Origin of the sequence: Rhizobium sp. BIGb0125, from assembly GCF_024810055.1 — a bacterium.
Classification (GTDB): Bacteria; Pseudomonadota; Alphaproteobacteria; order Rhizobiales; family Rhizobiaceae; genus Agrobacterium.
Genome location: NZ_JANUDV010000002.1, coordinates 289,770 through 315,915, shown reverse-complemented (window position 1 = coordinate 315,915; position 26,146 = coordinate 289,770). Strand labels below are relative to the sequence as shown.

Genomic DNA, 26,146 nt, shown 5'->3' with positions numbered 1-26,146 from the left:
GATTATGTCTTTCCGGGGACAACCGCCCACGGATGTAGCGATATTTACATACTATTACGGGAACTCATTCCGGGAAACATATGCTGACATGTGTTTCACACCGAGACTGAACGTGACCGCAACGGCATTGCAATTCGCGACTGCTTCGGTAAACCAGCTTTCATAATCATGCAACAAGGGCAACGGGATCAAGGCGATTTACTTCGCTCATATCCGGGAAAATTCATGATCTTCCGACTGTTCAAAAAGAAAAACAGCAATCAGGCCATTGTCGACCGGCAATATGCGGCCTTGACCTCCGCCGCACGCCAGCCAGGTTTTTATCTGCATATGGGCGTGCCGGACACCGTCATGGGCCGTTTCGAGATGTTGTCGGCGGTCATGATCCTTTATTTCCGTCGCACCCGCACGTCGGACACCAGCGGGCAGGAAATCGCCCAGGAAATTGTCGATGCGTTTTTTCAGGATCTGGATCATTCTATCCGCGAACTGGGCATTGGCGATCAGGGCGTGCCAAAACGCATGAAGAAGCTTGCTGGCATGTTTTACGGACGGCTGGAATCCTATGCAGGGGCTCTCGATGGGGATGATGCGCAGGCACTTGCGGCTGCCCTCAAGCGCAATATATATCCGCAGGCAGATGCCGACACTCCTGACATGGAGATGCTTGCACAGTGGATGATTATGGCTTCGGCATCGCTTGTCGATCAGTCCGAAGAAATTGTGGCGACCGGCACTGTTACCCTGCCGTCTCCTGCCGAATAGAGGTTCTCATGAGCGACTACAGACCTGACAACGACGACGCGCCATTTTCCTACCCCGTCAAGGTTGGCCATATTTCTGCCAATCCGGTCAGGATTGCTCTGGAGGCGGACAAGGATGAGCTGAAGGCGCTTGCCAAGTCGTGGAACGTATTGTCTGTGGAAGCGCTGAAGGCCGAATTGCAGGTTTCTCGCTGGAAGAAGGACGGAATAAAAATATTCGGTTCTGTTCAGGCGACCATCACACAGGCTTGCATTGTTACGCTGGAGCCGATCACCAGCCGCATCGATGAACAGGTCGAGCAGATCTTCGTTCCCGAAGGTTCCAAACTGGCCCGGATCATCACCAATGACGAAGGTGAAATGGTTCTGGACCCGGATGGCCCTGACATTCCCGAGCAGTTTACCGGTGATACGGTGGATGCAGGCGAGGTCGTGGCCGAGTTTGTTGCGCTTGCAATCGATCCCTATCCCCGCAAGGAGGGCGCAGAGTTTGCCGGTTTCGGTGAGAAGGAAACGCAGGAAGAGCGCAAACCTTCGCCATTTGCCATGTTGAAAGACTGGAAAAAGGACTAGGCGAGCCGCCACGTGAAAGAAATTGGTTGTAACGGAAGGCGGAAACGGTATTTTCCCCGGCAATCCCGCCGCAGCGGCGGCCAGAAGGATCAGTGACGAGTGATCAGAATTTCAATTGACGTCATGGGTGGTGATTTCGGCCCTGATGTTGCCATTCCAGGTGCCGCAAAAGCACTGGAGCGGCACAATGACGTGACATTTATATTGTATGGCCAGAAGGAACGGTGTGAACCGATTTTGGCGCAATATCCCAAACTGCGCGAGCGGTCTGTTTTCCATCATTGCGAAGTTTCTGTCGCTATGGATGAGAAGCCAAGTCAGGCCTTGCGGCGCGGACGTTACGTCTCCAGCATGTGGCAGTCCATTGAAGCGGTGAAGGCAGGCGAGGCGGATGTTGTCGTTTCTGCCGGCAATACCGGTGCACTGATGGCCATGGCGAAATTCTGCCTGCGGACCATGGCGCGTATTGAGCGGCCTGCGATTGCCGGCATCTGGCCTACTCTGAAAGGCGAAAGCATCGTTCTGGACGTCGGTGCAACGATTGGTGCGGATTCGCAGCAGTTGCTCGATTTTGCCCTGATGGGCGGCGCCATGGCGCGCGCGCTGTTTGATATTGACCGTCCGACCGTTGGTCTTCTCAATGTTGGCGTTGAAGAGGTCAAAGGTCAGGACGAGGTACGCGAAGCAGGACGCCTTATTCGCGAAGCAGACCTCGGTACAATCGATTATCGTGGTTTCGTTGAAGGCAATGACATCGGCAAGGGTACCGTCGACGTGGTGGTGACTGAAGGTTTCACTGGCAATATTGCCCTGAAGACAGCTGAGGGAACCGCACGCCAGATTTCGACATTGTTGAAGGAAGCGATTTCCCGCAGTTTCATCGCCAAGATTGGCTATGTGCTGGCAAAAAGCGCTTTTGATGTGCTGCGTGAGAAGATGGATCCGCGCAAGGTCAATGGCGGCGTGTTCCTTGGTCTCAACGGCATTGTCATTAAAAGCCATGGGAGTACCGACGCTCTCGGTTTCGCGTCTGCTATCGATGTCGGTTATGACATGGTTCATAACGGACTGAACGCGAAGATAGAAAACGATCTCAAGATTTACCACGCGAGACGCTTGCCGCCACCTGGCCCCGAAGCGACCGTGGATGATGAGGAATAATAAAATGATCCGTTCAATCGTTCGCGGTTTCGGGGCGGCACTTCCAAAACGTGTCATGACTAACCAGGAAATCGAAGGCGTTGTCGAAACCACCGATGAGTGGATCGTGCAGCGCACCGGTATCCGTCAGCGCTACATTGCAGGCGAGGGTGAAACCACCGCATCGCTAGGCGAAGCAGCTGCCCGTGCAGCACTTGCCAATGCCGGCATTGAAGCCGACCAGATCGACATGATCATCGTGGCGACCTCTACGCCCGACAATACGTTTCCGGCCACCGCCGTCAACATCCAGAACCGCCTGGGCATATCAGGCGGTTTTGCCTTTGACGTGCAGGCTGTCTGTTCCGGCTTCGTCTATGCGATGACCACGGCGGATGCCTATATCCGCGGCGGCATGGCAAAGCGCGTTCTGGTGATCGGCGCGGAAACCTTCTCGCGTATTCTCGACTGGAAAGACCGCACCACCTGCGTTCTGTTCGGTGATGGCGCTGGTGCCGTTGTGCTGGAAGCAGGCGAGGGCGAGGGTAAAACCTCCGATCGCGGCATTCTCGCATCGCAGCTTCGCTCCGACGGCACACACAAGGACAAGCTCTATGTGGATGGTGGCCCGTCTTCGACAGGTACAGTCGGCCATCTGCGCATGGAAGGCCGTGAAGTCTTCAAACACGCCGTTGGCATGATTACTGACGTTATCGAGGCTGCATTCGATGCCACCGGCACGACGGCTGACGATCTCGACTGGCTGGTGCCACACCAGGCCAATAAGCGCATTATCGACGGATCCGCCAAGAAGTTGGGTATTCCGCTGGAGAAGGTGGTCATCACCGTTGACCAGCACGGCAACACCTCTGCGGCGTCCATTCCGCTGGCACTTGCCGTTGCCGCCGGTGACGGACGTATCAAGAAGGGCGACCTCGTCATGCTCGAAGCCATGGGTGGCGGTTTCACCTGGGGCGCGGTATTGCTGCGCTGGTAAGATGCTTGCAAGGCGTTGTAATTTCTTCGCCTTGCAATTATACCCTTAGACGTCGTTTCGAAGAGATAAAACAGATTCAAAAACAACCGCTTGACCGGTCGTCTTTAGAGAAATAATCTCTGGCGGCTTCATTGAGACCATATAAATTTTTGTGCGGGGAAAAATGGCCGGGAAGACAGTTACGCGTGCAGATCTTGCAGAGTCGGTTTTTCGAAAGGTCGGGTTATCCCGTACGGAATCCGCAGAGCTGGTCGAAACGGTTATCGATGAAATTTGTAATGCGATCACCCGCGGGGAAGTCGTAAAACTTTCGTCCTTCGCCACGTTCCAGATCCGTGAAAAGAACGAACGTATCGGTCGCAATCCAAAGACCGGTGAAGAAGTTCCGATCTCTCCGCGTCGCGTCATGACCTTCAAGGCGTCCAACGTTTTGAAGCAGCGCATTCTCAAGGCACATGCCTCCAGAAAAGCAAAACAGAAGCCGCAAAATCCCGGTAACTGAAGATTTTTGTGACGACATAAATGGGAGCTTGGCTCCCATTGCGCGTTCTTATTGTGAAAACGCATGAATTATGCGCTTCAAGCCATTGAAATAAGTACGACTCACATCATAATCCCACACATGTTTTCAACTTGCTGCTCTATTGCTGATTCTGTTGTCGGCAATCTGTGAGCTTGGCTAAGGCACTCGCCATCCTGTTGAGTGTTGTGAGCCCTGTATATGCCGTTTGGGCGGTTTGGATGGAGTGAAGTTTGGACAAGAGCCCTGACGCCTTTAGAACCATTAGTGAGGTGGCTGACGACCTTGATCTGCCGCAGCACGTATTGCGTTTCTGGGAGACACGGTTTCCGCAAATCAAACCAATGAAACGCGGCGGTGGCCGCCGTTATTATCGGCCTGATGATGTGGACCTGCTCAAGGGCATCCGCCATCTGCTGTATGATCATGGCTACACCATCAAAGGCGTTCAGAAGCTTCTGAAAGCCAATGGCAACCGTTTTGTTGCTGCCATCGCTTCCGGTGATATGGCGACGATGGAAGCCATCATGGCGGCAAGCGGCGAGAAGGAAACTGCCGAACCGCGCGTTGCACATCCTGACGATGATGAAGTTGTCGGCCGTCCCAAGGCAAAACCAAGTGGCCGTTTTTTTGGCTTTGGCGGTGGTTCGACCAACAGCGATACGCCGGAAATCTCGATCGGCAAGTCCAGCATCACCAAGGATGACCAGGCGCTGCTGCAGGAGGCGCTTTTTGACCTTCTGGAATGCAAGCGCTTGCTGGATCAGGTTCGCTGACACCAGTTTTCATTCTGTTCTCAACAGAAAAAAGCAGCTGAAATCAGCAACTCGGTTGGCATAATGCCATTTGCCAACCTTTTGGAAACCCCTTTTGCCGACAATGCGAATCGGACAAAAAGGGGTGTTTCGCGTGAGCAGCACAAAAAGCAGAACCCGCCGTAAGCCGGCAAAAAAGCAATCCGGACAGAGCCTGTGGCCTTTGCTCGGTGTCTGCGCGCTCGTTGTGGGCGGAATTCAGGTTTACGAACATCGTGACAATCTTCTGCCGTCGTCAACCCGTACGACAAAGGCCAGCAGCAACCAGACCGCCGCTGCATCGAAAAAAGAAGTCTCTTCTTTCAAGACGGCAGCTATTCCGCCAAAGCCCGTGAGGCCGGAAAGCCCTGTTGCCAAGGTACAAAAGCAGGCTGCCAATGAGGTGCCTGTGCCACCGCGCGCCGTTCCGATGCCGGTTGCCCTTAATGCGACCGTGCCAGCGTCTCGGCCAGCCGAGGTTAAGTCTGAAGACAGCAAGGATATCCAGAAGGCTGCAAAGGCATCCTTCGCTTTTTGTGGCATGTCAGGTCTCAACAACTGTGTGGCCAGCGGCGATACATTCTGGTTGAAGGGCACCAAGGTGCGAATCGCTGGTATCGTCGTGCCGCAGACTGACAATGCCCGCTGCCTGAATGAGCGCCAGCGGGGCTTTGCTGCCAAGGTTAGGCTGCGCGACATGCTGAATCACGGCGCATTCGATGTTGCCCCAGGGGCGGCAGATGGCAAGGTTATCAGCCGTTCCGGCGCCTCCTTCGGAGAGCAACTGATCCGGGAAGGGCTGGCACGTCCGGCCAATGCAAAAAATCAGTCATGGTGCTGAAAAGCAGGAGTTGACCAGAATGCGTGTGGCTGTGTAGATGAAGCCGCAAGCAGACGTGGCGAAATCGGTATACGCAGCAGACTTAAAATCTGCCGACCTCGGTCTTGCGGGTTCAAGTCCCGCCGTCTGCACCAAACACCGCTTGATGTCGGTCATAACGTTCCCCGTGTATTTTACTGTTCGTCGACGTGTCTTGCTACCAGCCGGAAGTCACTGGTCGTTGCCGAGATCTTCGAAATCAGGGAACTTGTGGTAAGCGCAACCACCTATCGAGTAATAAGCCAGCGACTCACCCAAATCTTGGCGAGATAGTTCCCACTCAAAGCTGTCGTGGCCTTCAAGCCCATATAAAAGTGCCATCATAGCCAGTTCTTTAAATGGCCCGGGTGAAAAGCTTGTGCCGTAAACAACGACTGCTTTTTGTTCAAGACTGCCTTTTATAACGCGTTCTATTTCAAATTCGGCTTTTACGGCTTGTATTGGAAGTTTGTCTTCATCCAGCAAACCTGATGGACTTATTGAAAGTGACCTAATGCGGGCCTCAACAATCGTTTTTGCGTAAGCTTTAAGTTCGTCTTGCGGAGGGCAGGGCCTAAGCGCAAAAGATGAACTTGCGTTCACTGCCAACAAAACAAGGCTTGTGACGCAGAGTGTGAGACGAGACGACATCAATAACAGCCTCTGGAAACGAATTGGTTGAGCTTATGCGTAAAAGCCAACTATTGCGCGAGGCTGAGTTTATCAAAGCCATTGTTGGGCGGATGCCGTCCGTCAGTTCTTCCAGAAAATCGGCATCATGATCACCAGCACTGTCAGGATTTCCAGACGGCCCATCAACATCATGGCTGACAGCACGTAAAGGGCAGGGTCGGTGATGGTCGAGAAGTTACCAACCGGACCGATGATCGGGCCGATACCGGGGCCGACATTGGCCAGTGATGTGGCAACGGCAGAGGTTGCGGTCAGGAAGTCATAGCCCATGGCGCTGAGCGCCAGGCTGCCAACGATCCACAGAGCGATGAAGCAACTGAGGAAGAGGAACACGGTGCGAATGGTTTCAGGGTCAACCACCTGATCGCCATACCGCACCGAGTAGACCGCATTGGGGTAGATCAGCTTTTTCAGGCCGGTTTTAGCAACGTTAAAGATGATGACGAATCGATAGGCCTTGATGCCACCAGCGGTCGAGCCTGAGCAGCCGCCCATGAAGGTGGCAAAGAAGGCAACTACCACCACAAACGGTCCCCACAGCGTGTAGTCGTCGCTGGCAAAGCCGCCGGTGGAGAGGATCGAGGTGACGTTGAAGAAGGAATGGCTGAGCGCCGAATCCAGCGGCACACCGTTGCGCAGGTGGTGATAAACGCCAACCGCGATGGAAATGACCGTGAGGTAACCGAGAAACACCGCAATCTGCGGATCGCGCACAATGTTCAGACGTCGTTTGACGGCCAGCAAAATCATGATCGAGAAGGGCAGGCTGCCGAGAACCAGAAAGATCGTTGCGATCCACAACAGGGCGATACTGTCGAAATAGGCAAAGGACGCATCATGTGTCGAGAAACCACCGGTTGCCACTGTCGACATGGCGTGGTTTAGCGCATCAAAATGGCTCATGCCGGCCATGTCATAGGCAATCGTGCAGGTCAGCGTCATCAGCATGTAGATGCCGACAAACGCCCGCGTAAAATGCGCGAGGCGCGCAAAGGGCCGATCATTGCCGGTATCGGATGATTCCATGCGAAAGAAGGTCATGCCACCAACCCGCAGCAGCGGCAGGATGAACAGCCCAAGCGCCACGATACCGATACCACCGAGCCAGCACAGCAGCGAACGCCACATCAAGATGCCCTGTGGTGCTGTGTCCAGACCGGAAATGACGGTGGAGCCAGTGGTGGTGATGGCAGAAACGGATTCAAATACCGCCTGAGCAAAGGTCAGGTCCAGTTCGGAGAGATAAAAAGGGATCGCACCGACCAGGGAGAAAACCAACCACAACACGTTAACCAGCAGAAAGCCGAAACGTTTGTTGAATTGTGGTGTCTGTCCACGGGTTGCCAGCGCGCAGGCGAGGAAGAAGCCGCCGCACATGAAGCCGGACAGGGCAAACACCGACCAGTCGTTATTTTTATAATAGAGATCCGCCATGGCCGGAATGAACATGGCAGTGGCCATGTAAAGCCCGAAAATGGACGCGACATACATCACCGAGCGCAGCAGATTTGTATTCAAAAAAGTCGCCTCGGTTGGTTGTTTTGCAAAGAGTCTTTGTCTCTGACGTTCGCATATGGCATAGCGGGTGCCATCGTGAATTTCAATGGAACGATAATCGTGGATAAGAAGCATGTCGAGGAAGCACGGCAGGCGGTAAGGGCACTATTTCCTGAAACGCCGCTGCAACTGAATGAATATCTTAGCAATCGCTACGGCGCCCGAATTTGGCTCAAGCGTGAAGACCTGACGCCTGTTCGCTCCTACAAGATTAGAGGCGCGTTCAACTTTCTGCGCAAGGCCATGCAGAATGATGACGCGGGGAACAACAAGATATTCGTTTGCGCTTCCGCGGGTAACCACGCGCAAGGCTTTGCTTTTGCCTGCCGCCATTTCGGCGTTCAGGGCGTGGTGTTCATGCCGGTTACCACACCGCAACAGAAAATCGACAAGACCCGCGCCTTTGGTGGCGAGTTCATCACCATTCGTCTGATCGGCGATATCTTTGACCAGTGCTATGCGGCCGCCCGTGAGCATGTCGAAGTGATCGGTGGCTGCATGGTGCCGCCATTCGACCATGAAGACATCATTGAAGGGCAGGCGACTGTTGCCGATGAAATCCTTCAGCAGCTGCCTGAGGGCACCGTGCCGGATCTGGTTGTACTTCCCGTTGGCGGCGGCGGCCTTGCTGCCGGCATCACCGGTTATTTCGCTGACCTGATCCCGCAGAGCGGCTTCCTGTTTACCGAGCCGGAAGGTGCGCCAAGCCTCAAGAAAAGCCTTGAGGCCGGCCAGCCGATTACGCTCAACAAGGTAGACAACTTTGTGGATGGTGCAGCCGTTGCCCGTATCGGCGACCTCAACTTCGAAGCATTGAAGCATTTCCCGTCCGAACAGGTTCACCTGATGCCGGAAAACGCCATCTGCGTCACCATTTCCGAAATGTTGAACGTTGAAGGTGTGGTTCTCGAGCCTGCCGGTGCGCTCTCCATTACGGCACTGGAAACGCTGGGTCGTGAAAAGCTGGAAGGCAAGACAGTGGTTGCTGTCGTGTCCGGTGGCAACTTCGACTTCGAGCGCCTGCCTGACGTCAAGGAACGCGCCATGCGCTATCGTGGTGTGAAGAAGTATTTCATTCTTCGCCTGCCACAGCGCCCGGGTGCCCTGCGTGACTTCCTGGATTTGCTGGGACCGGACGATGACGTTGCCCGTTTCGAATATCTCAAGAAGTCGGCGCGTAACTTTGGTTCGATCCTGATTGGTATCGAAACCAGTTCGCGGGAAAACTTTACCGGTCTGCTCGAGCGTTTTGAGCAGGCGGGCCTAGGCTATGAGGATATCACTGAAAACGATATACTCGCGAACCTGATTATCTGACGAAACATCTGTGCAGGCGACGAAGGCTCGCCGTCTGCACAATTGCTGCGAAAGTGAAAGACATATGGCTGGCTTCTTCTCGAAACTCTTTTCGGCGTTTGGTTCGGGCAATTCGGATGCTGCAGCACCTGCTGCATCTACTGCTGAACCGGAAATCTATGGCGACTTCGCCATCTATCCGACACCGTTGAAGGAAGGCGCACAGTTTCGCCTTGCAGGCCGTATCGAGAAAACCGTCAATGGTGAAGTTTTGAGCCACAAATTCGTGCGCGCCGATGTCTTCACATCGCTTGATGATGCCAACGAATTCACCATTCGCAAGGCCAAGGTAATTATCGACCAGAGCGGTGCCACCCTGTTTTCAAACAACTAGGCATCTCAAAGCGTAAATGCCCTCAAATTCCATCTTAATAATCCGTTTGCCATCCTGCGTTAGGCTGCGCGGGCGCGATGTTTGCGTAACACGAACTGGCTGAACAGTTCTCAGGATGGCTGGCGATGGAATTCATTAATCTGGCGCTTTTCCTCGTCGAGGCCGTCTTTTATTTCTCCGTCATGACCTGCTTCCTGCATTTTCGCAACAAGCTGGGGCTTGGGGTGTTTTTGACAGCGCTTGGTGTCATGCACTTCATGGAAACCTATCTGGCAGCGGTGTTTTACATCCAGCTGCCGTTTGGCGTGGCATCTCCAGGGTCTTCCATCCTGTTTGCCGGCAAGCTGATGATGATCCTCATGCTGTACATGAAGGAAGATGCCGCCATTGTTCGTCAGCCGATCTATGGCCTGTTTCTCGGTAACCTGCTGACCGTTGCCATCGCCCAGCTCGTAAAATTCCATCATGTTTCCACCCTGACACCGGGTCAGCCGATCAACACCGGTTTTCTCGATGAAATGGGCATCCTGATGGTGTGGGGAACAGCATTCCTCTACCTCGATTCCATTGGCATCATTCTGCTGTACGAAAAGCTTGGGACCTTTCTGCGCCGTCGCATTGTGTTGCGCTTTGCTATCTGTGGTGCCGTTATCCTGACGTTCGATCAGGCCGGTTTTTACGCCGGTTTATACTATCTCTATGATGCTCCGGCGCAGGTGTTCTTTGACGGATGGCAGGCCAAGCTGCTGGCAGTCTGCCTCTATACGATGATGTTTGCGGTCTATCAGAATGTCACGACCACCAGGGCCTTTGCCAGCAACAACCGCAATGTCGGCGACGTGTTCAACGACCTGACCTTTCGCGAACGGTATGAAGATCTGCTGTCGCGGTCCGGCGTGGATGTGCTGACAGGTGTGCCCGACCGGGCCCGCATGGAAGCGGAAATTCCAAAGGCGCTGGATGCCAGCCTGCGCGACGATACCCCTGCCAGCCTGCTGATCATTGATATCGACCGGTTCAAATCGATCAATGACAGTTTTGGTCACCTAAAAGGCGACGAGGTGTTGAAGGCCGTCGCTGCCGTTCTGTCACGCAAGACGGAGGCCTTCGGCCGGCTGTACCGGTTTGGCGGGGAGGAGTTCGTTATCTTCCTGCCATCGACCAATCACGACAAGGCCATGGCCTTTGCCCGTTCCGTCCAAAGCAGTTTTTATGAAGGGGTCAGGCGCCCCGATGGCACCTTGCTCACACTCAGTATTGGTGTTGCAACCTCGCAGGAAGATGGCTTGAGCTTCAACACGCTGCTCGCCCAGGCTGACGTACGTCTCTATGAGGCAAAAAATAACGGCCGCGATCAGGTTCGCGGCCGTTATGAAGTCTTGCAGGACTGAATATCTTTTCAAAAGAAAGATTTGGAGCGCGCCGCTGAATCAATCAGGCAAGAAACGCTCACAAAATTATCAGGCAGCCTTTGCCAGCTCTTCAACCTTTGCCTGAGCAGAGGAGAGTGCCTTTTCAACGGCTTCAGGGCCGAAAGCCAAGCCTTCAACGTAAACAACTTCAACGTCGGTCATGCCCATGAAACCAAGAACGGTCTTCAGGTAGGGAACAGCGTGGTTCATGGAAACGGCTGGGCCTTCGGAGTAAACGCCAGCAGCAGCGAGAACGACATAAACCTTCTTGCCGGTTGCCAGGCCAACAGGGCCGCTTTCTGTGTAACGGAAGGTCTGGCCAGCACGTGCAACGTTGTCGATCCAGGACTTCAGGCCGGAATAGATGTTGAAGTTGATGAGGCCGGTGCCGATAACGACGGTGTCAGCAGCCATCAGCTCTGCAACCAGCTTGTCGGAGAAATCGGCAGCAACAGCCTCTTCCTGCGAACGGGCTTCAGCAGGCTTACGGATAGCGTTGGTGGTCACGGTATCAAGGTGCGGGATTGGCTCGGCAGCCAGGTCGCGGCGCACGATGTTGTTGCCGGACTGTGCCTTCAGCTTTTCAGCCAGGTCTGTCGCAACCTTGTTGGAAACGGAATCTTCGCCACGTGGGCTCGATGTGATCAGCAGAATATTAGACATGTCATTTCCTTCGAATAAGCCTTGGGAGGTCAGAGCGGGCAGGGAGAACCGTTCTGTTTGAGCCATATATTGTTGAATGGAGCCATCGAAAAAACTGTGATAATATAGATTTGAATTATCGATGAAATGGATAAGACATGGACGCCAATCCAACACTCGACCAATTGCAGGTGTTTTTGACGGTGGCAGAAACCGGAAGCTTTTCAGCAGCTTCGCGTGCCCTGAACCGCGCCCAGTCGGTTATCAGCTACACCATTGCCAATCTTGAAGCGCAACTGGAGGTCAACCTGTTCGAACGCAATGGCGTTCGCCAGCCAAAACTGACCGATGCGGGCAAGGCGATGATCGAGGACGCCCGGCGTATCGTCTCCGATCTTCAGGTCATGCGGGCCCGCGCCAAAGGCTTGCGTCAGGGCTTGGAGGCCGAAGTTTCGGTTGCCATCAGCACCATGGTTCCGAATCGTGCTGTTGTCGAAGTCTTGCGTGAGTTTCGGGATGAATACCCCTCCGTTTCGCTGCGCCTCAATGTCGGCGAACTGGGAATGGTCACCGACATGGTGGCCAGCGGGCAGGCGACGATCGGCCTTGGTGGAGCGGCAATCAAACCGCAGGACGATATCTTCTCGGAAAAGGTCGGCCATTCCTTCATGTTGCCGGTGGCCGCGCCGAACCACCCGCTTGTGTTGCTGGGCCGTCCACTGACCTTGGCGGATGTGCGCGACGAGGTGCAGTTGGTGGTCACTGATGCGTCGGGCCTGACAGGTAGCCGCCAGTTCAATGTGCTGTCCTACAAGATATGGCGTGTCAGCGACATTGCCACCAAACACAACCTCATTCTTGGTGGTCTGGGGTGGGGTGGCTTGCCGGCCTCCGTGTTGCAGGATGATCTGGCCGCCGGTCGTTTGGTCCACCTGCAGCTTGAAGCCTATGAGCAGGGCGAGTACCCGCTTTATGCTATGCGCAAGGTCTCGACCCCTCTTGGGCCTGCCTCAAGTTGGATGGTGGAAGCGTTCCGCCAGCGGCTTGGAATGTGCCTCAACCATCAGGATTTCACCAAGATGATCAGCCGCACAAAACCGGCAGTCAGGGTGGTGGCTGCCGAATAGGCGCTGCCCCCAAGGAAAGGCGTTTCCTCAGGAAACCGCGCAAATAAAAAGGCAGAGCAACATCAATTGCTCTGCCTCTTTTGTTTTATGCACTCACCTTAATCAGAGGATCAGGCGGAACTTCGCAAAACCTTCTGCGCCGTCGCCGGCTTCCTCGATCTTTGCACCTTTCACGTGGTCCGCATACTGACGGCCCTTCGGGCCGGTTTCGAACGTTGCGGTGGTGTTGGCAACAGGCGCAAACGACCAGTTGGCATCAGCCTCAGGGTTGATTGTTCCCTGGTCAACGATGTAACGCACGATCACATCGCGGTTGGTATCCGGTGCCTCGAAGATGATCTTGTCTGTGGCGATGTCAGGGAACTTGCCGCCGCCGCTGGCGCGGTAGTTGTTGGTCGCAACCACGAACTTCTGCTCGGGATCGATGGGCTTGCCGTTGAACTGCAGGTTGACGATACGATTGCTTTCAGGCGTTACCGCCTTGCCATCCTTGTCGTATTTTGCGGGTTTCGAGACATCGATCTGGTAGGTCACGCCGTCAATGACGTCGTAATTATAGGACGGGAATTCCGGGTTGAGCAGCGGAGCGTCCTTGGAACCCACTTCAACCGTGTTGAACATGCCCGCAGACATTTCCAGCCAGTTCTTGACCTGCGCACCGGTAATCAGCACGGCCTGCACCGTATTAGGATAGAGGTAGAGATCGGCCACATTTTTGATGGCGATATCACCCGCTGCAACATCCGTATAATATTCTGCACCACCACGACCGCCAGCCTTGAACGGCGCGGCTGCGGAAAGAACCGGATAATCCTTGTATTCCGTCTCTTTCAGCATGTCTTTGATGTACCAGGTCTGCGCATTGGAAACGATCTGCACAGATGGATCATCCGCAACCAGTGCGAAATAGGAGTAGAGCGGAGCAGAGGTCTTGCCAACCGGACGGCGCACATAATCAAGTGTCGCTTCATGGTCGGCTTTTACGGCGTCCAGAACCGCCTGTTTGCTTTCGACATCCGCAACGATCTTGCGTTTGTCATCGCGATGGTAGATCGGGCGCGCTTCCGTTGTGAAGTCGACGATCTTCCATGCCTTGCCGTCTTTTTCAAGCAGCAGGTCGATCAGGCCCAGATGCGAACCCCAGAAGCCGCCCATGACGGTTGGCTTGCCCATCAGCGTTCCCTTGACGGGATCAACGCCTTCAATGCCGTCCCAGGTCTTGGGGCCGGGGAAGACCAGATGCTGGTGACCGGTGAAGATGGCATCGATACCTTCAACGCCAGCCAGATAGAGTGACGCATTTTCCATGCGCTCGGTCTGGCCCTTACCGTCAATACCGGAGTGCGACAGCGCGATGATGATGTCGGCGCCTTCTTCCTTCATGGCAGGAACCCAGGCCTTGGCAGCTTCCACGATATCGCGGGTCTGCGCCTTGCCCTCAAGGTTCTTGGCATCCCACTGCATGATCTGTGGTGGAACGAAACCGATAATGCCAATCTTGATCGGGCTTTCCTTGCCAGCGCCGTCCTTGATCTTTTTTTCAAGAATGACATAGGGCTTGAAGAACAGGTCATCCTGCTTCGGATCGCTGGCCAGCTGACCTTTGGTCACGTTGGCGCAGACATAAGGGAAATTCGCACCCGCCAGTGTGTTGGACATGTAGTCCAGGCCGTAATTGAACTCATGATTGCCCAGCGTGCCACAATCGTAACCCAGAACATTCATGGCGTTGATGACAGGGTGCTTGTCGCCCGCCTTCATACCACGCTCATAGGCGATAAAGTCGCCAAGCGGGTTACCCTGCAGGAAGTCACCATTGTCGACCAGCATGGAGTTGCCAGCTTCGGCACGGATCGAATCCATGATCGTGGCCGTACGTGCAAGGCCCATCGTGTCATTCGGCTTGTCGGCATAATAGTCATACGGGAACACATGGACGTGAATATCCGTGGTTTCCATAATGCGCAGATGAGCCTGATTACCCTGCGCACGTGCTGCAAACGGGTGCAGCATGACGAGCGCGGAGGAGGCAGCTATACCTCCCAGTAGCGACCTCCGTGTGATGGGATGAAGCGCGAACAGCGACGAAGACATGGGAACTCCTTGATATGATCTTGGGCTGACCTGAAACCAGCCTAAGGCCATTCTCAGATGAGTGCATCAGGAAAATGACGAAACGTCTTTTTCCCGAAATTTTTAAATGTGCATAATGTCTTTGTGCAACTAACGGGCGAGGGTCGGCTTGACCTCCTGATGGAAGAACCGGAAATAAGACGAAACCTGCGCCAGCGTGTTGGTGGACATTTTTAATTGAACACCCAGCCGGTTCATGTGATGCCACTGTACTTCACCCTCGATGAAACCCAGATCGTCACTCTGGATTTTCACCCGGCTGCCTTTGGATGCCGTAAATGGCCCCTGCAATTCAATGGCGATACCTGTTGCCGACAGGTCGACGACGCGCCCGGCAACGGATTGGTTGAAATAATGCACCGTGGCATAGATGCGGGTTTGCTCGCGCTTTGCACTGCGCGTCTGCATCGTCATGTTACCTGTCATAGTGTCTACCCGACCCAGTTTAAGCTACGGGTATCATTGCAGATAATTCTTACATGCCATTTAGAACGATGCGTAAAATTAAACCTAACCGCGATCTATTCGGCACTGGTAACAATTGTTGCGGGCCGAACGGACATGCACATAGGCAATCTCCGGCCGTTCAAACAGGCTGGCGGCACGTTGTGAAATCTCCGGTGTCGGTGTCACTGCGCCGGTGCCGTACACGATGCGGTCATCAGGGCCATAACCGCGCACGATATAGTCAGCACTTTCAAGTATTGGCGGCAAAACCTCGCTTGCCTCGTAGCGAGGGCATGACCGCTCGTGGATAAAGATCGGGCCGGTCTCGGCATAGGGCTGAAGGTCGATAAACGGCCGGTAGGCCAGGAGGAGCATCGCTTCTCCTTCAGCAATTTCACCAAGGCAATGGCGGCAGGGCATGCCGCCTGATGAGACCGAGCGTTCGGCGGGGTTGCCATAGGCATCATTGCGCCCGGCCCGAAATGCATCAGCCTCTTCAGTCGGCATGGCGGTAAACAGAATTGTGTTCATGTCAGTGGCTCCAAATGCGTTGCTGCTTTGTCGCTATGCGCCGCAAAGCAACGCCCGGCCACCCGATTCTTGTGTGTGACCGGGAAAAGCCCATTGTCAGACTCATGTGCTTTGATGCTCTATTTGCGAAACTTTCATGCACGGCCCGGAGCGCCTTATGCCGCACAGTATTTTTGCGTTTTTTATTTCTGCGTTGGTGGCTGTATTTCCCGCATGGAACGTTTCGGCACAGGATAGTCCCGACTTCGAAAAGCTGACGGATCAGCAGATCGAGGAAATGGTACAGTTCGTTGTCGGCAACGGTATCTTTATTCTCTACCACGAAGCCGGCCACATGCTGGTTTCCGAGTTTGACCTGCCTGTGCTGGGTCGAGAGGAAGACGCGGTTGATAACCTGTCATCGATCCTGATGCTGGAGGCTGATGATGACCTGCTTGATCAGGCCATTATCGATGCAGCCGATGGCTGGTTCCTGTCGAGCGAAGCGGCAGCGGATGCTGAAGAGGAGCAGGCTTTCTGGGGCGCCCACGGTTTGGACGAACAGCGTGGCTGGGCCATTGCCTGCTCGATGGCCGGCCACGACTACAAGAACTTCAAGGAATTTATTGATTCTCTGGAGTTTCCTGAGGACCGCCGCGAGGAGTGCATCTCGGAATATCCGCAGAAAGTACGCAGCTGGAATACGCTTCTGAAGCCGCATGAGGCGACAGCCAATGCCAGCACGAAGTTCGAAGTCACCTATGAGCCGATCACCGACCCAAGCCTTGAGTTGTTTCAAACCATCGTCAAGGAATCGAAACTGCTGGAATTGATCGGTAACTCCTTTTCCGGCCTCTATAATATCAAGGACGGTATCAAGTTGACCGCGAAACAATGCGGTCAGGCGAATGCCTTCTGGTCGGCAAAAGACCGCGAGATCACCTTTTGTTATGAGTTCGCCAAGTTCCACGGCGAACTGGTCGCCAATTACTTCTTGAACAATGCCGCTGACGAAACCCAGCCGCAAAGTGAAACCGAAAGCGATGACGCGACTGTCGTTGGTCTCACCAGACAATAAAATAATGCGTCACGCATATGAGGCATGCCCATATGCGTGACGCTCATCCTGATGGGATTAGCGCAGGAATTCGTCGATACGACGCAGCGTAACGCGACGGTTGCGCCATTCCTCAAACTGCGTGTTAACAAGCAGATAGCTTTCGCCATAACCCACGGTTTCCAGCGCCCGTGGCGGTACACGGAATTCCTGCACCAGCAGCCATTTTAGTGATTCTGCGCGACGTTCCGACAGGACCTGGTTGGACGCCTCAGAACCAACTGCGTCTGTGTGACCCTCAATAAGGAAACGTGCTCCGCGACGGCGGCGAAGGATCTGTTCCAGAGCAACGCCGATCTCGCGTACTTTACGATATTCCGAACGGGGAATTTCAGCCGAACCGAAGGCGAAATTGATGGACTGAATGTCGATGGAAGGGGCGCTGCGGCGCAGTTCCGGCCGGCGTTTGAATTCCTGGATGGTCACGCGCTCTTCCGGACGCATGCGACGCGACGGTGCTGCCTCAAGACGGCGCATGATGGTGCCGGAAGATGGAGTTTCCTGCGCACTGGCAACTGCCGGAACAAACGCTGTGGCAGCAAGTGCAGTCAGGAAAGATCGACGGTTCATGGCTGGTTTCCTTTACCTCGTTATTGTCGCGGGCAAACTGCCACGCACAACCTGAAGGAAACCTGAACCGGCGGTTGCCGCCGGTTCAAACTGATTAATGGTGCAATCCGCCGTCAGTGATCAGTTCTGAACGGCGATATTGAGCAATTCCGCCTCGCTCAACGGCTGAACCCAGGCCTGATAGGTGCCGACAGGCGAGAAGCCCATCATCTGATAAAGCTGCAGCGCACGCGGGTGGTCGAGTGTGTTGGTGGTAACGGTGACTTTTTTCGGATTGTCCTGCCAGGCGGCATAGAGTGCCTGCAACAGGAACCATTTGCCGATGCCAGCGCCAATCGCTTCTTCGAACAGGCCGAAATAGGAAAGCTGGGTTACGTCATCGTCGCGCCTGTATAGCTCGAAGAAACCGGCAGGCGAGCCGTTCATATACAGCACGCAGACGCTGTTTTTCGGGTCGCTCAAAACAGCGCCAAGTTCCGCGTCGCTCATGCGCATGCGTTTTTGCCAGTGCCAGCGTTTGCCGACCCGCCAGTACAGGTAGCGGTAAAAATGCAGCGGGATGTTCGGGGCACGCATGATCGCGGTTTGGATGTTGACCGGAACCGCAATGCTGATCTTTGGCGCAGCTGTCATTTCAAGCTGCGTGACATGGGCTTTTAGCGGATCAGTATCTCGGGGCGCGATGGGCTCGGCAGGGCCGGTGACCACAGGCGTGTCTTCAAGGCTGCCCCACTGCGACCAGGAGCCATCGAACAGGCTGTTGGTCTTGTGGCCAAGCGATTCAAGCGCCAGCGTGATAACCGCTGCCGTCACGCCAGAACCACAGCTGGTGACAACCGGCTTGGAAAGATCGATGCCGGCTTCCGTCATCATCTTGCGCAGCGTCGCCAGATCCTTGAAGTGACCGTTTTCCGAAAATGCCGTGGCAGGCAGGCTGCGGGCGCCCGGCATATGGCCAGAGCGCATGCCTGCACGCGGTTCGGCCTCGTCGCCGGTAAAGCGGCCAGCGCCACGCGCGTCGGCAATCTGCTTGCTGCCGGCGTCGACAACACTACGCATTTCGTCCAGTGACGTGACACGATTTTTCTGGAAGTGCGGGATAAAGCTGACGACTGGCGGTTCTGGCAGGTCGGTTTCAAGCGGCAGGTTTTGCGCTTTCCAGCCGTCGAGGCCACCATCCAGCACGTAAACGCTTTCGGCACCCATCACACGCAGCATCCACCATACACGCGGTGCAGAGAAGAATCCGGGGCCATCGTAAACGACGATCGTATCGGTTTCCTGGATGCCAAGTTTGCCAACCTGCTCGGCAAAATATTCCGGCGAGGGCAGGGAATGCGGCAGGCCAGTGGTGTGATCCGCAATCACGTCTTGATCGAAAAACACGGCACCGGGAATATGGCCCTTGGCATATTCGTCGGCACCATTGCGCTTGTGGGCTGGAAGATACCAGGATGCGTCGACGACACGGAACTCAGGTGCCCCAAGCTGTTTGTTCACCCAGTCCGCCGACACGACGAAACGACTTTTTTCGTTGCTCACGATCTAGTCTCCCTGCTGTTCAGGCTGCGGAATCGGGCGCACCGAAACGGATGCGAAAACGCCGGTTTTCCTTGCCCTTCTTTTCTATCTTGGCGATGTGTATTTCACCGACTTCATGTGTCTTGGAGACATGTGTTCCACCGCAGGGCTGGCTGTCAATTGCCGAGTTCTCACCTATGCACACAAGACTGACACGGCCGAGACCAACGGGTGGGCGCACATTCTTGGATTTGACGATGCCGGGATTGGCCTGCAATTCCTCGTCGGTGATCCACTGCAGGAAAACCGGATGGTCGGCATTGACCAGTTCCATTAGCTTGGCCGATACCTCGTCCTTGTCGATGGTTTCCGACATGTCGAAGTCAACACGCGATTCGTCTTCGCCAACTGCGGCACCAGTAATCGGCCATTGGCAGACAACGGACAGAAGATGACAGGCGGTATGCATCCGCATCAGCTTGTATCGGCGCTCCCAGTCCACATGCAGCACGACCTTTTCACCGGGTGCCACACTTTCCTGTCCTTCAAGCGGAACGTGGATAATAATGCTCTTGTCCTGACCGTGTCTGGTTTGCCCAAGCTGAATTCTGGAGCCGTCAGCACGCTCCAGAAAACCGGTGTCGCCAGGTTGACCGCCAGAGGTGGCGTAAAAGCAGGTCTGGTCCAGCTCAATGCCCCCGTCTTCGTGAATGTCTGTTACCGTTGCCTCGCAGGTGGAAAGGTAAAAATCATCACGAAAGAGGGCATTCACTGGCATAGTCTAGGCACCTTATGTGGTTTCATACGGGACAGATATATCGCTTTTCCCTGTGAGCCAGGCCGGAACAGGAAGCCCTTTGGACCGCAGGAATGCGGGATTGTAGAGCTTCGACTGGTAACGGTTACCGTAGTCACACAGAATGGTGACGATTGTATGCCCCGGACCGAGGTCTCGGGCAAGGCGAATTGCACCGGCAATGTTAATGCCGGTTGAACCACCAAGGCACAGGCCTTCCTTGGTGACGAGATCAAACAACACGGGCAGGGCTTCCGCATCCGAAATTCGGTAGGCGAAATCCGGTGTGAAGTCCTGCAGGTTGGCGGTGATGCGGCCCTGACCGATGCCTTCGGTAATGGAGTTGCCTTCAGATTTCAGGGTGCCGTTTTTGTAATATTCATAAAGTGCCGCACCATCAGGGTCGGCAATGCCGATCTTGATGTCAGGGTTGAAATCACGAAGACCATCGGCAACGCCAGCCAGCGTGCCGCCGGAGCCAACAGCGCAGATAAAGCCATCAACCTTACCATCCGTCTGGTCCCAGATTTCAGGCGCGGTGGTTTCGATATGGGCCTGACGGTTGGCGATGTTGTCGAATTGGTTTGCCCATACGGCGCCGTTCGGATCGGTTTCAGCAAGCTGCTTGGCCAGACGTCCGGACACCTTCACATAATTGTTCGGGTTAGAGTAGGGGGCAGCTGGCACTTCCACCAGTTCCGCACCCAGCAGTTTTAGCGCGTCCTTCTTTTCCTGGCTTTGTGTTTCAGGAATGACGATAACAGTGCGGTATCCAAGCGCTCTGGCAACAAGCGTCAGGCCAATGCCGGTATTGCCGGCCGTGCCCTCAACAATTGTACCACCAGGGCGCAGCAGACCGCGTTTTTCAGCATCGCGAATAATGTACAGCGCCGCACGGTCCTTGACGGACTGGCCGGGGTTGAGAAACTCGGCCTTGCCAAGAATTTCGCACCCTGTTGCCTCGGATGCAGCATTCAGACGAATGAGTGGCGTGTTTCCAATGGCTGTCAAAACAGAGGTATGTATCGTCATGGGTCGACCTTCTTTCGGACGCGTATGATTACCGTTGCTTTGAGCGGATTGACCCCTGTTGTGGCAAGAAATTCTGTTTCTGTGAATGCCTCAAACGGGCAAAATTCATCTTATGGGCGAGGTTTTCATCCTGTCGGCTCCATCAGCGGTAGGCGGATCGACGCTTAACGGAACAGTGAGAGCAGGCTCTCGCTATTGGAGTTGGAGATGGAGAGAGCCTGTACGGCAAGCTGCTGCTGTGTCTGCTGCGCTTTCAGGCGTGTCGAAGCTTCATTCATGTCGGCATCAACCAGACGGCCAATGCCGCTGTCGATGGAATCGCCAAGTTTGGAGGCAAAATCCAGCTGCAGATCGATGCGCGTCTGAATTGATCCGAGAAGCGAGGCGGCACTGACAACCTTTTTCGTCATGCCTTCGATCACTCTTATATAGCGGTCGAGATCGACCGACGGCGTGGTGATGTCCATGTCGACGAGGTTCACATCCGGCGGGTTGCCGATATTGTCCCAGACACCGGAAATCTTTATGGATGAGCGATACCCCATGTCCGGATACATGCTCTGGTCAATGTCGAGTGTGATACGCGAGCCGCTTGAGGTGACGCTGGATATGCCCTTGCCGGTCAGCACATGCTGAAGCACGGTTGCCATATCGGCCGCATTGTTCACTTCGCCTGTCGTGATACCCAGTGCCGTATCGACGTCATCCTTGGTCACCTTTATCATCTGCGGTGTTCCACGGTTCAGTGAAAGGTCGAAATAGAATTCGACATCGGTTTTCATTTGAAAGCTGTCGCCGAAATTGAAACCGAAATCCGCGTATTCGCCGTCGGTAACACCGGTGGGGGCATTCAGACCGAATGCGTAACCGCCCGCCAACGTCGACGTGACATTGCTCATTCTGACCGAAGAGCCGGGCAGACCTTCCATTTCTCCAGAAAAGAAACCGTAGGTTTGCATAACGCCACCGATATTATGGGCCTGTCCGAAGCCACTGCCGCGGCTCGGATCGGAAGGCGGAGGTGAGCTCCATGTCGCTCTTGAAATAACCACCATCCAGTCGCGCACCGTGCCGATATAACCATTGGCGCCTGCACCCAATGCGTCATTGACGGTGCTTCGGTCGATTGTCAGCGTATAGGTCGTTCCGGCTCCGAGCGCGCTACCATCTGCCGTGTAATCGAATGTTATGACGTCTGCGGCGCCAAAGGTGGCGCTGTGCGGAAAGTTGAAATATTGCCAGCCGGACATTTCATAGCTTTCCCAGTCCACATCGCGCAGACCGCCGATATCCCCAATGGCGCGTGAGTCGACTTGCAGCAAGCCGTCACCAGTCGTGTTGAACAAGGTGAGTTTGGACACGTCGACATCGGTTGTTTTTACGCTGACGCCGCCATTGCTGTTTCGGACAAAGGACGAAACGACGGAGTCCATTGACTGGGCTTTGTCAAAGATGTCGTCGAAATCCGTATTCAGCCAGTTTTGGCCGCTGAAGCTCGCCGATTCGGAGACGCTTTTGGCCTGATCGATAAGCTGCGCCAGCTCTTCCTGAACCTTGGTTCGGTCGACGCTGTCTTCTTTTGCCGTGACGAGTTTTGCCTTGAACTGTTTGAGAATGTCGACGGTCGATTCCAGACCCTCATAGGCCGTATCGACCTTGGCTGCCCCAAGGTTCAACGCATCGGTCACGGCGTCAATGGCCATGGTGTCGGAACGCATGGTGGTGGAAATGGACCAGTAAGCCGCATTGTCTGCTGCTGTCTGTACACGAAGGCCGGAACTGACTTGATTTTGCGTTCGGTTCAGATTTGAGCCGATCGTACGCAGGGTCTGAAGCGCAGAAGTCGCTCCAGCGTTCGTGAGAATGCTGGTCATAGGTATGCTCTGTTGGGGAATTCAGACGCTCATCATGAGCATGAAAATGTAGCCCACATAGAGCCCCAGTTATGGTTAATAGATGGTTTATTACAATTGTCAGAAATAACGATCTTCCGATTTTTCGCGATGGAAAAACAAGGGATTATCGACTGTACGGAGAGTCGCGGGCAGAACGCTGCACTGTCATCTAAAAAATGAAAACAGCAGGAACCAATCAGCACTGACATCGTTATGTCATCAAGCTACGCTAATGGTAGTACCAGTTGACGTCTTTGACCGCGGATGTACCGGCACTGACAGGATCAACGGACGAGAAGGTCGGCACTCCGTGTCCGGCCTTTTTTGTTGGCTTTGCAACTATGCTTGTTTTCGCCAGGGATCGGGCAGGGCAACCCCGACCGGGAATATTGGCTGGAGGTGGCATCAGGCGGAGATCTCCGCCTGCAAGCACTAAGCAGCCTATAGGGGCTTAGTGAACAGACGGCTCTTCTTCGCCATCCAGGAAGCTGCGAATGCCATCCTTTTCACAGGTCGCCAAAAACTCTTCCCAGGCGTCCTTGTCGGTCGCAAACGGCTCGTCCCAAGTCGTGACGTCGTCCTGCTCGCTGATGACCTCGAGTGTCCAGTCCCCCTGTGTGCCTTCAGGGCGGAAGATATCGACCAGGACGGTGATGCCGTCGTCTTCAAACTCACCGGCAAACTCGGAGTGTTCCATTTTTTGTTTTTTTGTCATTCCGCGATTCTCCGCTTCTGATGTGATGAACCCGCCACTCGGGCCGCTTGCCGCGTTTTACGCTCTGTCGTTGGTGTTTAGCCAGCCAGCGACTCAAACGCAAAAATCGCCTGCCGATAATAATGACAAAGCGTGTCAGTTACCGTTGCAAGATTTTCACAAAAGGAAAATAAGTTTTCCAGAATGCGGATATGAAGGTGAGGTAGTTTTCAGCGATATTGTGTTCTATAAAGAACAACCATTTAAGAGATAAATGGCTCCCCGGGCCGGATTCGAACCGGCGACCTGTCGATTAACAGTCGAATGCTCTACCGCTGAGCTACCAGGGAATGTCCACCGCTTGTCGTGGTGTGAGCGGGGTAATACAAATGCTTTTCCCATTTGCCAAGTGCTTTTTTCAAAAAAAATGCATTCGTCTTGTTTTATTCACAAAAGGTCCCATTTTGCAGGGGATGTTGAGCGAAAATAATTTTGGATGTTTTGGCCAAATGAGGCTGAGAGAAGTGATACGTCGATGAAATTTGGAATCGATTCCAGAAATGGCAAACTGAATCTCGGAAAAATCAGCATCTCAATGCCAAGATCCCGTTATGGGCGCATCACGGCGGGCTCTCTGCTCATCGTCGGCGGTGTGTTGGGGTTTTTGCCAATATTGGGATTCTGGATGTTGCCGCTTGGCGTAATCGTGTTGTCGCATGATTTGCACATCGTGCGCAGAGGCAGGCGCCGCGTCACCATATGGTGGGCGCGGCGCAAAGGTTCACCAGTGCCTGTAAAAGATCTGCAGCCTATTCAGCCAAAAGACCACCAAGCCCCTGGCCAGCAATAAACGCCAGATAAGCGAGAACAGAAAAATAGACGACGGTCAGCACGAGGAAGGCATAACCGCCGACCACGAAGAATCCGTCACGCTGGATCATGCCCGCCGAAAACAGCAGGATCGCCACAGCTGGCAGTGTATTGGAGAATGGAATGAGGCCGAGCGGCAACATCAGCAGAATGCCGGCCGCCATGATGGCAAGACCATTGATGCGGTTGGCAAACAGGCTGCCGGTTAGGGCAGGTAGGCGAGGGCGGATATAATTATCCAGCTTCGAGACGATTGAAACTCCCTTTTCCAGCGCAGGCAGCAGTTTTGACGTCTGCATCTGCTTGTCCAGAATGCGGGCAGGCAGCCAGGGCATGCGATTGAGTGTGATGGCAACGCTGATCATGATGATTGCCGCACCAAACACGGTGCTGACGCCCGGGATGGATACCGGAATGAGAAACGGCAGCGACGCAATGGCGCAAACCAGCAGCAATCCCTGTTCGCCGATAGAAGCCATCAATTCTCTGAGCGTAATCGTCTGGCCATCGAGTTTGCCGATCAGTTTTCTAAGCGTTGCGCTCAACTTCTCGGACGTATCGGTGAAGGTGAAATCGTTTGCCGTCATGTTTTATCCCGTAAATTAAAATCAGGGATTGATAACAGGTATGGCACGAATTGCCTACGAGAAAGCAGGCGCAACAAAGCTCCCGCCATTCACATGGCCGCGATTTTACCGGATGTCTGCCTCAAACTGTTCGCGATTTAATGCGAAACCCATTTGGTATAGGCGCCCGCTACCAAAACAATCATCAGCACGCCAATGATGAATGGATTAAGCGATGTGAACAGACCTAAGATGTCCATGACATTTCCTCCTCAGTTCTCCCACTGACAACTATATGACAATTTTGGAATATATGCCAGAAAAACAATGTTTTGGTTGCGATGCAGCATTGACTTTTCTAAAAGGTTCGCGGTTTTGCGCTTGCGCATGTCTGGATGCGTAAAGGGGCCTGCGCTAAATGGCGCATGGCATGACGAATGAATATTTGAGTGTTTTGGGCCGGCGAAAACGCCCGGTTTCATCTTTTGATTTTCAGGAAGGTATGGAAAATGCTGCGTGGTTTATATGACTGGACCATGGCGCTTGCGCGTCGCAAGACCGCCGTATGGTGGCTGGCAATCGTCGCCTTCGTGGAAAGCTCAGTGTTTCTGGTTCCCGCCGACGTGCTGTTCCTGCCAATGGTTCTGGCAAAGCCACACCGCGCCATGCACTACGCATTTGTGGCCACGCTGTTTTCGGTGCTCGGTGGTATCGCAGGGTGGTTCCTTGGCCATTACGCCTTTGAAAGCATCGCCCGTCCGGTGCTGGAGTTTTACGGTAAACTGCATGCATTTGAAGAGCTGCAGGCGACCGTCAACTACGAAACCATTGTACTGTTGCTGATCACATCCGGTCTGGCGCATCTGCCGCCAATCAAGGTCGTGACGATCCTGTCGGGTGCTGCCAATATCAGCCTTAGCCTGTTTATCATCTCTGCGGTCATCACCCGTGGCGCACGCTTCTTCATTCTGGCCGGTCTGCTGCGGAAATATGGCGAGGACATCCGCCACTTCATCGAAAAGCGCCTTGGCCTGATCAGCGCTGTGGCTGCAGCCGCACTGATTGCCGTTTATGCGGCTTACGTTTTTCTGAAGTGAGGTTTTGTCAGGAAAATCAATCACATCAATGGGGATGTGATTGAGGAAATGGTCGGAGCGACAGGATTTGAACCTGCGACCCCTTGCCCCCCAGGCAAGTGCGCTACCGAGCTGCGCTACGCTCCGAACT

General features: G+C 54.2%; 26 protein-coding genes, 3 tRNA genes and 2 pseudogenes. 15 read left to right on the top strand and 16 right to left on the bottom strand.

Going from position 1 to position 26,146, the window contains the following annotated elements:
• Positions 1-168 precede the first annotated feature (168 nt).
• The 8 genes from M2418_RS05550 (at position 169) to M2418_RS05515 (ending at position 5,763) form a co-directional block, all read left to right on the top strand.
• Positions 169-765 (top strand): ubiquinol-cytochrome C chaperone family protein, encoded by a 597-nt coding sequence (locus tag M2418_RS05550; protein WP_259145350.1) that lies wholly within the window; start codon positions 169-171, stop codon positions 763-765.
• A gap of 8 nt (positions 766-773) precedes the next feature.
• Positions 774-1,337 (top strand): DUF177 domain-containing protein, encoded by a 564-nt coding sequence (locus M2418_RS05545; protein WP_259145348.1) that lies wholly within the window; start codon positions 774-776, stop codon positions 1,335-1,337.
• 99 nt (positions 1,338-1,436) lie between these two features.
• On the top strand, positions 1,437-2,498 hold the full coding sequence (gene plsX, locus M2418_RS05540; protein ID WP_192487497.1) for a phosphate acyltransferase PlsX: 1,062 nt from the start codon (positions 1,437-1,439) through the stop codon (positions 2,496-2,498).
• Between the two features lie 4 nt (positions 2,499-2,502).
• Positions 2,503-3,474, top strand: coding sequence for a beta-ketoacyl-ACP synthase III (locus tag M2418_RS05535; protein WP_192487498.1), 972 nt, complete (start codon positions 2,503-2,505; stop codon positions 3,472-3,474).
• 163 nt (positions 3,475-3,637) lie between these two features.
• On the top strand, positions 3,638-3,976 hold the full coding sequence (locus tag M2418_RS05530) for an integration host factor subunit alpha (RefSeq protein WP_192487499.1): 339 nt from the start codon (positions 3,638-3,640) through the stop codon (positions 3,974-3,976).
• Between the two features lie 251 nt (positions 3,977-4,227).
• Positions 4,228-4,770: a MerR family transcriptional regulator gene (locus M2418_RS05525; RefSeq protein WP_250982900.1), complete on the top strand. Its 543-nt coding sequence runs from the start codon at positions 4,228-4,230 to the stop codon at positions 4,768-4,770.
• 133 nt (positions 4,771-4,903) lie between these two features.
• The gene (locus M2418_RS05520; protein ID WP_259145338.1) at positions 4,904-5,629 is read left to right on the top strand and encodes a thermonuclease family protein; all 726 of its coding nucleotides are present in this window, start codon (positions 4,904-4,906) and stop codon (positions 5,627-5,629) included.
• A gap of 49 nt (positions 5,630-5,678) precedes the next feature.
• Positions 5,679-5,763 (top strand) — tRNA-Leu (locus tag M2418_RS05515).
• A gap of 76 nt (positions 5,764-5,839) precedes the next feature.
• Here M2418_RS05515 and M2418_RS05510 read toward each other — a convergent pair.
• Both M2418_RS05510 and M2418_RS05505 read right to left on the bottom strand, forming a co-directional pair.
• Positions 5,840-6,298 (bottom strand): hypothetical protein, encoded by a 459-nt coding sequence (locus tag M2418_RS05510; RefSeq protein WP_259145336.1) that lies wholly within the window; start codon positions 6,296-6,298, stop codon positions 5,840-5,842.
• Between the two features lie 102 nt (positions 6,299-6,400).
• A complete protein-coding gene (locus M2418_RS05505; protein ID WP_259145335.1) occupies positions 6,401-7,858 on the bottom strand; it encodes a TrkH family potassium uptake protein in 1,458 nt (485 codons plus the stop codon).
• Positions 7,859-7,933: 75 nt separating this feature from the next.
• Between M2418_RS05505 and ilvA the strand changes: the two genes are divergently transcribed.
• The 3 genes from ilvA (at position 7,934) to M2418_RS05490 (ending at position 10,978) form a co-directional block, all read left to right on the top strand.
• Positions 7,934-9,214, top strand: a complete 1,281-nt coding sequence (ilvA, locus tag M2418_RS05500; protein WP_405049380.1) for a threonine ammonia-lyase — start codon at positions 7,934-7,936, stop codon at positions 9,212-9,214.
• Between the two features lie 64 nt (positions 9,215-9,278).
• Positions 9,279-9,587: an HlyU family transcriptional regulator gene (locus M2418_RS05495; protein ID WP_250982896.1), complete on the top strand. Its 309-nt coding sequence runs from the start codon at positions 9,279-9,281 to the stop codon at positions 9,585-9,587.
• A gap of 125 nt (positions 9,588-9,712) precedes the next feature.
• Entirely contained in the window at positions 9,713-10,978 is a 1,266-nt protein-coding gene (locus M2418_RS05490) for a GGDEF domain-containing protein (protein WP_259145332.1), read from the top strand.
• A gap of 69 nt (positions 10,979-11,047) precedes the next feature.
• Here M2418_RS05490 and M2418_RS05485 read toward each other — a convergent pair whose 3' ends face one another.
• Positions 11,048-11,662 carry an FMN-dependent NADH-azoreductase gene (locus M2418_RS05485; protein WP_259145331.1) on the bottom strand — a complete coding sequence of 205 codons (615 nt, stop codon included), beginning with the start codon at positions 11,660-11,662 and terminating at the stop codon, positions 11,048-11,050.
• Positions 11,663-11,799: 137 nt separating this feature from the next.
• Between M2418_RS05485 and M2418_RS05480 the strand changes: the two genes are divergently transcribed.
• The gene (locus M2418_RS05480) at positions 11,800-12,768 is read left to right on the top strand and encodes a LysR family transcriptional regulator (RefSeq protein ID WP_250982893.1); all 969 of its coding nucleotides are present in this window, start codon (positions 11,800-11,802) and stop codon (positions 12,766-12,768) included.
• A 102-nt stretch (positions 12,769-12,870) separates the two neighbouring features.
• Here M2418_RS05480 and M2418_RS05475 read toward each other — a convergent pair whose 3' ends face one another.
• From M2418_RS05475 to M2418_RS05465, 3 genes are all read right to left on the bottom strand, one after another.
• Positions 12,871-14,862: a bifunctional 2',3'-cyclic-nucleotide 2'-phosphodiesterase/3'-nucleotidase gene (locus tag M2418_RS05475; protein ID WP_259145328.1), complete on the bottom strand. Its 1,992-nt coding sequence runs from the start codon at positions 14,860-14,862 to the stop codon at positions 12,871-12,873.
• A gap of 129 nt (positions 14,863-14,991) precedes the next feature.
• Positions 14,992-15,327 (bottom strand): PilZ domain-containing protein, encoded by a 336-nt coding sequence (locus tag M2418_RS05470; protein ID WP_192487509.1) that lies wholly within the window; start codon positions 15,325-15,327, stop codon positions 14,992-14,994.
• A gap of 84 nt (positions 15,328-15,411) precedes the next feature.
• Complete coding sequence (locus tag M2418_RS05465) at positions 15,412-15,879, bottom strand: DUF1203 domain-containing protein (protein WP_259145323.1); 468 nt, start codon at positions 15,877-15,879, stop codon at positions 15,412-15,414.
• A gap of 157 nt (positions 15,880-16,036) precedes the next feature.
• Between M2418_RS05465 and M2418_RS05460 the strand changes: the two genes are divergently transcribed.
• Positions 16,037-16,936 (top strand): DUF4344 domain-containing metallopeptidase, encoded by a 900-nt coding sequence (locus M2418_RS05460; protein WP_259145322.1) that lies wholly within the window; start codon positions 16,037-16,039, stop codon positions 16,934-16,936.
• A gap of 57 nt (positions 16,937-16,993) precedes the next feature.
• Here the strand turns inward: M2418_RS05460 and M2418_RS05455 are convergent, their stop codons facing one another.
• The 8 genes and pseudogenes from M2418_RS05455 to M2418_RS05420 all read right to left on the bottom strand — a co-directional run bounded on the left by M2418_RS05455 (position 16,994) and on the right by M2418_RS05420 (position 23,833).
• Positions 16,994-17,545 carry an OmpA family protein gene (locus tag M2418_RS05455; protein ID WP_250982889.1) on the bottom strand — a complete coding sequence of 184 codons (552 nt, stop codon included), beginning with the start codon at positions 17,543-17,545 and terminating at the stop codon, positions 16,994-16,996.
• Positions 17,546-17,665: 120 nt separating this feature from the next.
• Positions 17,666-19,087 carry a 3-mercaptopyruvate sulfurtransferase gene (gene sseA / locus M2418_RS05450; protein WP_259145320.1) on the bottom strand — a complete coding sequence of 474 codons (1,422 nt, stop codon included), beginning with the start codon at positions 19,085-19,087 and terminating at the stop codon, positions 17,666-17,668.
• 19 nt (positions 19,088-19,106) lie between these two features.
• Positions 19,107-19,844, bottom strand: a complete 738-nt coding sequence (locus tag M2418_RS05445; protein ID WP_259145316.1) for an alanyl-tRNA editing protein — start codon at positions 19,842-19,844, stop codon at positions 19,107-19,109.
• A 12-nt stretch (positions 19,845-19,856) separates the two neighbouring features.
• On the bottom strand, positions 19,857-20,894 hold the full coding sequence (locus tag M2418_RS05440) for a cysteine synthase A (protein ID WP_192487515.1): 1,038 nt from the start codon (positions 20,892-20,894) through the stop codon (positions 19,857-19,859).
• Positions 20,895-21,058: 164 nt separating this feature from the next.
• Positions 21,059-21,373 (bottom strand): annotated as a pseudogene (locus M2418_RS05435) (flagellin); the annotation flags it as partial.
• A 999-nt stretch (positions 21,374-22,372) separates the two neighbouring features.
• Positions 22,373-22,768 (bottom strand): annotated as a pseudogene (locus M2418_RS05430) (flagellin); the annotation flags it as partial.
• 472 nt (positions 22,769-23,240) lie between these two features.
• Complete coding sequence (locus M2418_RS05425) at positions 23,241-23,504, bottom strand: hypothetical protein (protein WP_192487516.1); 264 nt, start codon at positions 23,502-23,504, stop codon at positions 23,241-23,243.
• A gap of 254 nt (positions 23,505-23,758) precedes the next feature.
• Positions 23,759-23,833: transfer RNA gene (locus M2418_RS05420), tRNA-Asn, on the bottom strand.
• A gap of 185 nt (positions 23,834-24,018) precedes the next feature.
• On the opposite strand from M2418_RS05420, the gene M2418_RS05415 reads away from it, so the two are divergent.
• Positions 24,019-24,333: a hypothetical protein gene (locus M2418_RS05415; RefSeq protein WP_250982828.1), complete on the top strand. Its 315-nt coding sequence runs from the start codon at positions 24,019-24,021 to the stop codon at positions 24,331-24,333.
• Here M2418_RS05415 and M2418_RS05410 read toward each other — a convergent pair.
• A complete protein-coding gene (locus M2418_RS05410) occupies positions 24,293-24,940 on the bottom strand; it encodes an exopolysaccharide biosynthesis protein (protein WP_259145314.1) in 648 nt (215 codons plus the stop codon). The genes M2418_RS05415 and M2418_RS05410 overlap by 41 nt on opposite strands.
• 488 nt (positions 24,941-25,428) lie before the next feature.
• On the opposite strand from M2418_RS05410, the gene M2418_RS05405 reads away from it, so the two are divergent.
• A complete protein-coding gene (locus tag M2418_RS05405) occupies positions 25,429-26,016 on the top strand; it encodes a YqaA family protein (RefSeq protein WP_259145312.1) in 588 nt (195 codons plus the stop codon).
• A 49-nt stretch (positions 26,017-26,065) separates the two neighbouring features.
• Here the strand turns inward: M2418_RS05405 and M2418_RS05400 are convergent.
• Positions 26,066-26,142: transfer RNA gene (locus M2418_RS05400), tRNA-Pro, on the bottom strand.
• Positions 26,143-26,146: the final 4 nt, after the last annotated feature.